Below are 9,241 nucleotides of genomic sequence, written 5' to 3'. Positions count from 1 at the left end.
GTCCCTGACCCTCAGCCTGCCGTTGCTTGCCAGCGACAATCTAATGAGTCCCTAAAGCGCGAATTCACCGTTCTTAGCCACATTCCCGCTTCTTAGTTTTGTCAGTCAATCAGGGCTACTCCCTCAACGAGATTATCGGCAGAAATTGCCGATTCTTGCAGGGAGCAGATACAGATCCCATCGCTATACAGGAAGTCAGCACCAGCATCCGCGAAGGAAACACTTGTCAAGTCGTCCTCAAAAATTACCGCAAAGACGGCACACCTTTTTGGAATGAGCTGAAGATTTCGCCAGTCCGCGACACTAAGGGGCGCGTAATTCACTACATCGGGGCGCAAACCGATATCACCGAGCGCGTATTAGCTACAGAAGCTCGCACCACAGCCCAAACAACACTCAAACAAAGTGAAAAAAAGTACCGCGATTTAGTCGAAATGTCGCAGGATCTAATCTGGTCAACCGACCAAGAAGGGCGGTTTACTTTCGTGAACTCTGCCGCCAAGCGCATTCTGGGTTACGAACCAGAAGAAATGATTGGGCATACCTTCACCGATTTTCAGCCGCCAGAACAACAACAGCAAGGCTGGGAAGTGTATCAGCAGATTTTAGCGGCCCAGTCTTACTATCAGTATGAGACAGTACAACTGCACTCGGATGGCAAGCCTGTCCATATAAGTTTTAACGCCATTGTTCTGCGCGACGAAGCTGGATTAGTCTTAGGGACAACGGGCATCGGCAGAGACATCACCGAGAGCAAACGTGCAGAAGTTGCTCTCTTGCACAGCCAAAGATTTCTCAACTCTGTGTTAGACAATCTGCCCGTCGGGGTTTGTTGTAAGAATGCTTCCGATCTCCGTTTTGCGTTCTGCAATAAAACCTGCGAGGAACTGCTCGGCTTTTCCAGACAAGACGTGCTGGGCAAGAATGATTATGACTTGTTCCCACAAGAACAAGCTGATTTCTTTACCACCATCGATCGGGAAGTGTTGAGGAATGGCAAACTGGTAGACATTCCCGAAGAGCAGATTCAGACTGGGCATCAAGAGCTAAGAATACTGCACACCCGGAAAATACCGCTTTTAGATGCCCAAGGAACACCAGAGTATTTGCTGGCAATTACAGAAGAGATCACCGAACGCAAGCAAATTGAGATTCAATTGCGAAAAAGTGAAGAACTTTATCGCACAATAGCCAAAAATTTTCCTAATGGTGCTGTAGTTTTATTTGACAGTGACTGCCGCTACACCTTAGCTGAAGGTACAGACTTAGAAGTTGTCGGCTGCTGTAAAGACAAAGAGTTTTTGGAAGGAAAAACCCTGCACGAGACAGTCACGCCGGAAACCAGTGAACTCCTAGAGCCTTATTTTCATGCCGCACTGGCTGGCATCGAAAATGTCTTTGAAGTGCCTGATCGCGATTCGCGCTTCTGCGGCGATAGCTTTGCTTCACGCATCTACAAAGTGCATACTCTGCCAGTGAGAAATGAAAACGGAGAGATTACCGCGGGCATGATGATGACACAAAACATCACCGAGCGGAAGCAAGCAGAAGAGGCATTGTTGGCGCAGCTTTGCATGGAGGCGCTGCGAGCAAATGTACACCTCGCTTTGACACAGAAGGCAACTTTGCAACAAAGTCTTCAGTTGTGTGCCGAAACCATAGTTCGACACCTTGATGCAGCATTTGCTCGTATCTGGATACTCAATTCGGAGGAGGATGTACTTGAATTGCAAGCCAGTGCTGGAATGTACACCCATATCGACGGCCCCCATAGCCGAGTGAGAGTTGGCGAGTTTAAAATCGGTATGATTGCCCAGAAGCGCCAGCCACACCTGAGCAACACCGTCCAAGACGATCCTCGCATCAGTGATCGAGAGTGGGCGAAGCGGGAAGGAATGGTTGCTTTCGCTGGCTACCCCCTCTTGGTAGAGGAAAAACTGGTAGGCGTGATGGCAATGTTCTTTATTCAACCGCTGTGTGAAGCGAAGCAGATAGGGCTGTTCACGGTAGCGAATGCGATCGCTTTAAATATTGAGCATAAACGAACCACAGAAGCATTGTCCGAAACTGAAGCAAAATTACAAAAGCTAGCCGCGAATATGCCAGGAATGATTTATCGATTCCTCCTGCGACCGGATGGCTTGATATCTTTCCCATACATGAGTCCCGGTTGCCGAGAATTGTATGAACTGGAGCCAGAAGCCGCCCAGAACGATGTTTCCCTCGTCTACAATCTAATCCATCCCGATGACCTCCAAGAGCATAAAGACTCTGTGGCGCTATCGGCACAAACGCTCCAACCTTGGTACTGGGAAGGACGAATGTATACAGCATCAGGAAAGCTGAAATGGATTCAAGGTGCAAGCCGTCCAGAACTGCAAGCTAATGGCGATATTATCTGGGATGGCTTGCTGATGGACATTACTGAGCGAAAAACCGCAGAGGAAGCCTTGCGATACAAAACTACTCAGCTAGAGCAAACTTTAAAAGAGCTGCAACACACTCAACTGCAACTGGTACAGTCAGAAAAGATGTCCGGTTTGGGGCAGCTAGTTGCTGGTGTCGCTCACGAAATCAACAACCCAGTCAACTTCATCTATGGCAACCTTGTCCACACCGAGGAATATACTCAAGACTTGCTCTACCTCCTGAGTCTATATCAGCAGCACTATCCCCATCCGGTGCCGGAAATTTTGGAGGAAGCCGAAACAATTGACCTCGATTTTCTACTCGAAGACCTCCCCAAAATGTTAACTTCGATGAAATTGGGGGCAGAGCGCATCCGCGAAATTGTCCTGTCTCTGCGGAACTTCTCTCGTCTGGATGAAGCCCAGGTGAAGCCCGTAGACATCCATGAGGGCATCGATAGTACGCTGCTGATCTTACACAATCGTCTCAAAGCCAAGCCAGAAAGTCCCGGTATTCAGGTGATTAAAGAATACAGCGACTTGCCCCTTGTCGAGTGCTATCCGGGGCAGCTAAACCAGGTATTTATGAATATCCTGGTCAATGCTATTGATGCTTTGGAAGTCGGGATTGCAGACTGGGTACTGGGTACTGGGGACAAGGGACTGGGTAAGAATTCTTCCAATCCCCAATCCCTAATCCCTAATCCCCAATCCCCAGCCCCGGAGATTCGGATTTGCACCGAGGTGCTGAATGCTCAGAGTGTGGTAATAAAAATAAAAGACAATGGATCGGGAATGACTGCGAATGTGCGATCGCGTTTGTTCGATCCTTTCTTCACTACTAAAACCGTCGGCAAGGGTACTGGGTTGGGGCTATCCATTAGCTACCAAATTATCACCCAAAAGCACGGCGGTGTCTTGAAATGCTTCTCAGAACCTGGACAAGGAGCCGAGTTTTGGATTGAAATCCCTATTTGCCAAAATTGAAATTTCTCGTTTCTACTCTCTGAGTGAGAACCAGACAAACAAAGTTGATATGAGGCTCCAGCCTTAGGGTAAGCATTCCTAGCCAAAGGCTAGGAACGAGCCAAACAAAGCAAAACGTAAAGTTGCACATTGCTTTCGTTACCATTAAGGTAATAGCTACTTGGAAAGTAGCTTTTTGAGGAAAAAACAAAAGTCATGGACCCGATCACAATTCTTGCTCCCCTAGCCCTACTGATTATCGGCTCAGCAGTGGGTTCTGGGAAAATTATCAATGAGGGTAATCAAGCTTTGGTAGAGCGCTTGGGTCAGTTCCATCGCAAACTAGAACCTGGTCTTAACTTCATCATCCCTTTTGTGGACTCAATTGTAGTGGAGGAGACAACTCGTGAGAGGGTCTTAGACATTGAACCTCAAGAAGCCATTACCAGAGATAATGTTTCTCTGATAGCCGATGCTGTGTTGTATTGGCAGATTTTTGATCTCAAGAAAGCTTATTACGCTATTGATGATATTGAAAACGCGCTGAAAAATCTGGTTTTGACCCGGTTGCGAACTGAAGTTGGTCAGATGGAGTTGGAGCAGACCTTTTCAGCTAGAAAAGAAATTAATCAGGCAATGCTGGCGGAGCTGGATGATGTGACTGACGCTTGGGGCGTGAAAGTCACTCGTGTGGAAGTTCTGGATATTATGCCAGTTCAGACGGTGCTAGAGTCGATGGAGCAGGAGCGGGCAGCTGAGATTAAAAAACGGGCATCAATTTTGGAAGCTGAGGGCGCTGCGGAGTATATGAACCGCATTTCTCAAGCTTTGCGATCGCAAGCTAATAGTAAGGAAGTTTTGCAGTTTTATCTGGCTCAGAGATTTGTCGATGCTAACTATAGATTAGGAGAATCTCCAAATTCCAAGATTCTGTTTATGGACCCGAAAGCTATGAGCGAAGCACTGGGAGAGCTGATGGGAACGGAGACTGACGTACCAAATGGCAGCAATGGCAGCAATGGCAATAAGTAATTTAGAATTAAAAAAGTTTTATGAATTTTTAATTCTAAATATGGCATCGGCGACGCGACAGACATCGTGCATTTGTTGAACGTCGTGTACTCGCAGAATATCAGCACCACTCGCGATCGCTCCACAACAAGCCGCCGCAGTTCCCCAAACTCTGGCTTTGGGATCGGGTTGATTTAAAATCCGCCCGATAAAACTTTTCCGGGATGGCCCCACTAAAATAGGTACGCCCAAAGAACGCAACATCGGCAAAGATCGCAAGATTTCTAAGTTTTGCTCGTAAGTTTTGGCAAAGCCGATACCTGGGTCAATGATAATCTTCTGGCGGTCAATGCCAGACGCGATCGCGCTTTCTATTCGGCTTGCCAAAAACTGCCCGATCTCCCCCATCAAATCCTGATAATCTGTCATCTGCTGCATCGTCGCAGGCGTTCCCCGGATGTGCATCAACACAATCGGTACGCCTAACTCTGCTACGGTGGGGAACATCTGGGGGTCGAAAGTCCCGCCGGAAATATCATTGATCATATCTGCCCCAGATGCGATCGCAGCCCGTGCTACGTCCGAGCGCGTCGTATCCACCGAAATCACCACTGAGGATTTTGGAGCGATTTTTGGGGAGATTGATGAGGGAGTTGAACCATTACTGGTTCTTCCCCCAACCTCCCGTTCTTCCCAAAACATCGCGTGATTTTCCCTGGGGGGATCGGTTGGATCAATTTGTTTATCTTGTCTTTCGCCTTCTCGTAGTGCCTGCACAACTGGCAGCACCCGATGCAATTCCTCTTCTAAAGAGATTTGGGCGGCTCCTGGTCGAGTCGATTGTCCTCCCACGTCGAGAATATCTGCACCAGACGCTATCAGATGCTCAGCCTGCGCCAGGGAAGAAGCGATCGCTCTGAAGTCTCCCCCGTCACTAAAACTATCAGGCGTTACATTCAACACGCCCATCAAATACGTGCGCTTTCCCCACTCAAAGGTTTTTCCCCTGATTGTCAAAAATCCCCTGTCATTAGTCATTAGTCCTTAGCCATTAGTCGTTTGTTAATGGCTAAGGACTAATGACCATTAGCCATTAGCCATTAGCCATTAGCTAATGACTACTACTTATAATTCACAATCCGAGCAAAACTCTCAGGCTCCAGACTCGCTCCCCCCACCAGCGCACCATCAATTTCTGGCTGCGCCATGATTTCATCAATATTATTAGGCTTTACCGAGCCACCGTACTGAATTGAAACATGAGGATTGTTTAACTGACTGCGAATCAGACCGATTACCCGGTTAGCTTCCGGGGAATCACAGGTGTCGCCAGTGCCAATTGCCCAGATGGGTTCGTAGGCGATAACTAGGTTCTGCTGGTCAACGTCAACAAGACCTTTCTTAAGTTGGGTGACGATCAGGGATTCTGTTTCACCATTCTCTCGTTGTTCTTTGCTCTCACCGACGCAGAGAATCGGCGTTAGACCACAGCGCTGCGCTGCTTTAAGTCGCCGATTAACTGTTTCATCGGTTTCGCCAAAATATTGCCGCCGTTCGCTGTGACCGACAATTACGTAGCGCACACCGATTTCAGTGAGCATGGAACCGGAAATTTCACCTGTGTAGGCTCCCTCCTGCTCCCAGTGGATATTCTGGGCAGATAGCAGCACCCGGTTGTTATGTAAATTTTTCGATAGGATGCTCAGATCGGTGAAGGGAGCCGCGATAACGACTTCCCGCTCCTGGGGGGTTTCTTCCAGGTGGGACATGAATCCTTGTAAAAACTCCAGACTCTCTGCCTGGGTTTTGTACATTTTCCAATTACCAGCAATAACTATTTTCCGCACAGGTAGCTCAGCCAAGTTCACAATGCTAAAAACTGTAACCTCCAGTTTAGTACGGCGCGGGGGAACCTCTGCCTTTAAGGGGATCAATTTTATACATAAATAGATGCGATCGCGATCGCCTTAATGCTTACCGGGCTTCCCAAAGAGTAGCGTATGCCCCTATACGCGGGGCTTTGCTCTTTTTTCCCCCCTTCTATCTCTTAGGTATTACTTCAGAAATTTTTTCCAGGCTTGACTCTGGATTCACCCCACAGGTTCAACCTAATGCAGGATGCTCTGGAATAATCGTAAAGCATAAAATTATATCAGAAAAAAATAAAGAATTAATAAAATATTGCAGGTAAAAAATATGAAACTGACAATTCTAGCAACCGCAGCACTTCTACTTCCCTTAAGCTTAGTAGCTCCGATTCGCGCAGAAAATCCTGCCCATGTCAAACAGTTGATAGAAACTAAACAATGTAAGGGCTGCGACTTAACACAGGCAAATCTGGCAAGCGCTCACCTGGCCGGGGCTGACTTGAGAGGGGCTAATTTGAAAGGCGCAAACTTGTCCAAAGCTAACCTGGAAGGTGCTGATTTAACCGCGGCTAATCTGGAAAAGGCTAATATGACTGCCGCATTTATCAATAGTGCGGATCTCCAGCAAGCAGACTTGAGCGGTGCCAACCTGAGTCAGGCAAACTTGATGAATGCTAACTTAGAGAATGCTGCCTTAGATAATGCAATTCTGCCCAAAGGCATGAGATAGGGTGAGGCAGTTGTTGAAAACTAATATCTCAAATCGTGCGGCTCGGTCTGTTTCAGACCGAGCTTTGTTCTATCTGCTATTAACGGTTCGCCGCCGCTTCGCGGGCTGCTGTTGCTTCATCGGGGTGAATGTTCAAGCGCGTCAAATTAATCCGACCCTTTGAGTCAATTTCTCGCACCTTGACAACCACTTCATCACCGACAGCTACTTCATCTTCTACGCGACCAACCCGATAGTCAGCCAGTTGAGAAATGTGGATCATGCCTTCTTTTCCGGGAAGCACTTCCACAAAGGCACCAATCGGGATAATACGGGTAACGCGACCAGCATAGACATCTCCTTCGTTCAGCTTCCGCGTCATACCCTGGATAATGTTGCGGGCTTTTTTCGCCTTCTCGCCATCCACCGAAGAAATCGTTACGGTGCCATCATCGTCAATATCAATCTTGGCACCAGTTTCTTCAGTGATACTCTTAATCATCTTGCCTCCGGGCCCGATGATCATGCCAATCAAGTCTGGATCGATCTTGATTGTCAGCAGACGAGGCGCAAACGGCGACATTTCGGTACGCGGCTTCTCAATCGTCGTCAGCATTTTTTCCAGAATGTGCAGCCGCGCCCCCTTGGCTTGCTCAATCGCTTTGGCGATTACCTCTATGGGTAATCCGCTGATTTTCATGTCCATTTGCAAAGCCGTGATACCGCTTTCGGTGCCTGCAACTTTAAAGTCCATATCGCCCAAGAAATCTTCGATTCCCTGGATATCTGTGAGAATGCGAACTTCGTCGCCTTCTTTGATTAGACCCATTGCTGCGCCACTGACTGGCTCAGTAATTGGCACGCCAGCATCCATCAAAGCGAGGGTGGAACCGCACACGGAACCCATTGAGGTTGAACCATTGGAAGATAGCACTTCCGATACTACCCGAATCACATAGGGAAATTCTTCTTTCGGCGGCAACACTGGCACGATGGCTCGTTCTGCCAGCGCTCCGTGACCGATTTCCCGACGACCAGGAGCGCGCATCGGCTTGGTTTCCCCTACAGAATAGGGCGGGAAGTTATAGTGATGCAAGTAGCGTTTTTCATCTTCTGGGTGCAGGTCATCTGCGAGATCCTGGGCATCGCCTGGGGTGCCGAGAGTGCAAACAGATAATACCTGGGTCAGTCCCCGGTTAAATAAACCGCTACCATGAACGCGAGTAGGTAACAGACCGACGCGACAGGAGACAGGACGCACTTCATCAAGTTTGCGACCGTCTACGCGAACGCCGTCTTCGATAATCTGACGGCGCATCATCTTTTTGGTGATACCTTTGAAAACGTTGCTAACTGCTTTCGAGTTTTCGGCAGCGGCAACTCGTATCGGGTCTTCTTCGGGTAATTGGGCGATCGCGCTGGTGATTTGCGTCTCTTTGATCTCGTCTAGGAGAGCATCACGCTGGTTTTTATCTAAGTCAAATTTAGATAAGACTTCTTTGATTTGAGCGGTTGCGCGATCGCTTATAAAATTCTCTAGCGTCGGGTCTAATTCCGGCGGTGTCTCTTGCACCATCTCTATACCCAGTTCTGCTAAAAGCTCTCGCTGCGCCTGAATTAAATCGCGCACCGCCTCATAGCCAAAATCAATCGCCTCAATCACATCCTGCTCTGGCAACTGGTTGGCTCCAGCTTCCACCATAATCACACCTTCTGGGGAACCTGCCACCACCAAATCCAAATCCCCCGCCTCAATCTCTGCATAAGTAGGATTGATAATAAAATCATCGCCTACTAAACCAACACGCACCGCCGCCATCGGCCCCAGGAAGGGAATTTTTGCCAACAACACGGCAATCGAAGCGCCAGTCACCGCTAGCACATCCGGCGGTACTTGCTCATCCATAGAAAGTGTCGTTGCTACCACTTGCAGGTCATCTCGCAACCAGGAAGGAAACAACGGACGCAGGGGACGGTCAATTAAACGGCTTGTCAGTGTCACCTTTTCCGGCGGCCGCCCTTCCCGTCTCAGAAAACCACCGGGAATGCGACCTGCTGCATAAAGCCTTTCTTCGTAATCTACTATTAAAGGCAGGAAATCAATTCCCTCTCTGCCGGTTGAGCGAGTCGCCGTGACTAAAACTACCGTATCTCCTGACTGAATCAAAACTGAACCCCCTGCTTGTGGGGCAAACAACCCGACTTTCAGTCGAATATCCCGTCCATCAAAGGATATTGACTTGTCTAGTTCTACCATGTGGTACTTTGTCCTTTCATCA

6 protein-coding genes are annotated in these 9,241 nt (G+C 48.4%); 3 read left to right on the top strand and 3 right to left on the bottom strand.

Going from position 1 to position 9,241, the window contains the following annotated elements; translation table 11 throughout:
- Positions 1 to 98 precede the first annotated feature (98 nt).
- Entirely contained in the window at positions 99 to 3,395 is a 3,297-nt protein-coding gene (locus H6F66_RS19950; RefSeq protein ID WP_190424470.1) for a PAS domain S-box protein, read from the top strand.
- Positions 3,396 to 3,590: 195 nt separating this feature from the next.
- Positions 3,591 to 4,406, top strand: a complete 816-nt coding sequence (locus H6F66_RS19945; RefSeq protein WP_190424468.1) for a stomatin-like protein — start codon at positions 3,591 to 3,593, stop codon at positions 4,404 to 4,406.
- 18 nt (positions 4,407 to 4,424) lie between these two features.
- Here H6F66_RS19945 and folP read toward each other — a convergent pair whose 3' ends face one another.
- Together folP and tpiA are read right to left on the bottom strand one after the other, a co-directional pair.
- A complete protein-coding gene (folP, locus tag H6F66_RS19940) occupies positions 4,425 to 5,423 on the bottom strand; it encodes a dihydropteroate synthase (RefSeq protein ID WP_199294897.1) in 999 nt (332 codons plus the stop codon).
- Between the two features lie 83 nt (positions 5,424 to 5,506).
- Positions 5,507 to 6,232: a triose-phosphate isomerase gene (gene tpiA, locus H6F66_RS19930; protein WP_190424524.1), complete on the bottom strand. Its 726-nt coding sequence runs from the start codon at positions 6,230 to 6,232 to the stop codon at positions 5,507 to 5,509.
- A gap of 349 nt (positions 6,233 to 6,581) precedes the next feature.
- Between tpiA and H6F66_RS19925 the strand changes: the two genes are divergently transcribed.
- Positions 6,582 to 6,983, top strand: coding sequence for a pentapeptide repeat-containing protein (locus H6F66_RS19925; RefSeq protein WP_190424467.1), 402 nt, complete (start codon positions 6,582 to 6,584; stop codon positions 6,981 to 6,983).
- Between the two features lie 79 nt (positions 6,984 to 7,062).
- Here H6F66_RS19925 and H6F66_RS19920 read toward each other — a convergent pair whose 3' ends face one another.
- Positions 7,063 to 9,219, bottom strand: a complete 2,157-nt coding sequence (locus H6F66_RS19920; RefSeq protein WP_190424464.1) for a polyribonucleotide nucleotidyltransferase — start codon at positions 9,217 to 9,219, stop codon at positions 7,063 to 7,065.
- Between the last annotated feature and the right edge of the window lie 22 nt (positions 9,220 to 9,241).

Origin of the sequence: Trichocoleus sp. FACHB-6 (assembly GCF_014695815.1) — a bacterium.
Lineage (GTDB): Bacteria > Cyanobacteriota > Cyanobacteriia > Cyanobacteriales > FACHB-T130 > Funiculus > Funiculus sociatus.
Note: the sequence above shows the minus strand (reverse complement) of the source record. Positions and strands in the feature narration are given on the sequence as shown.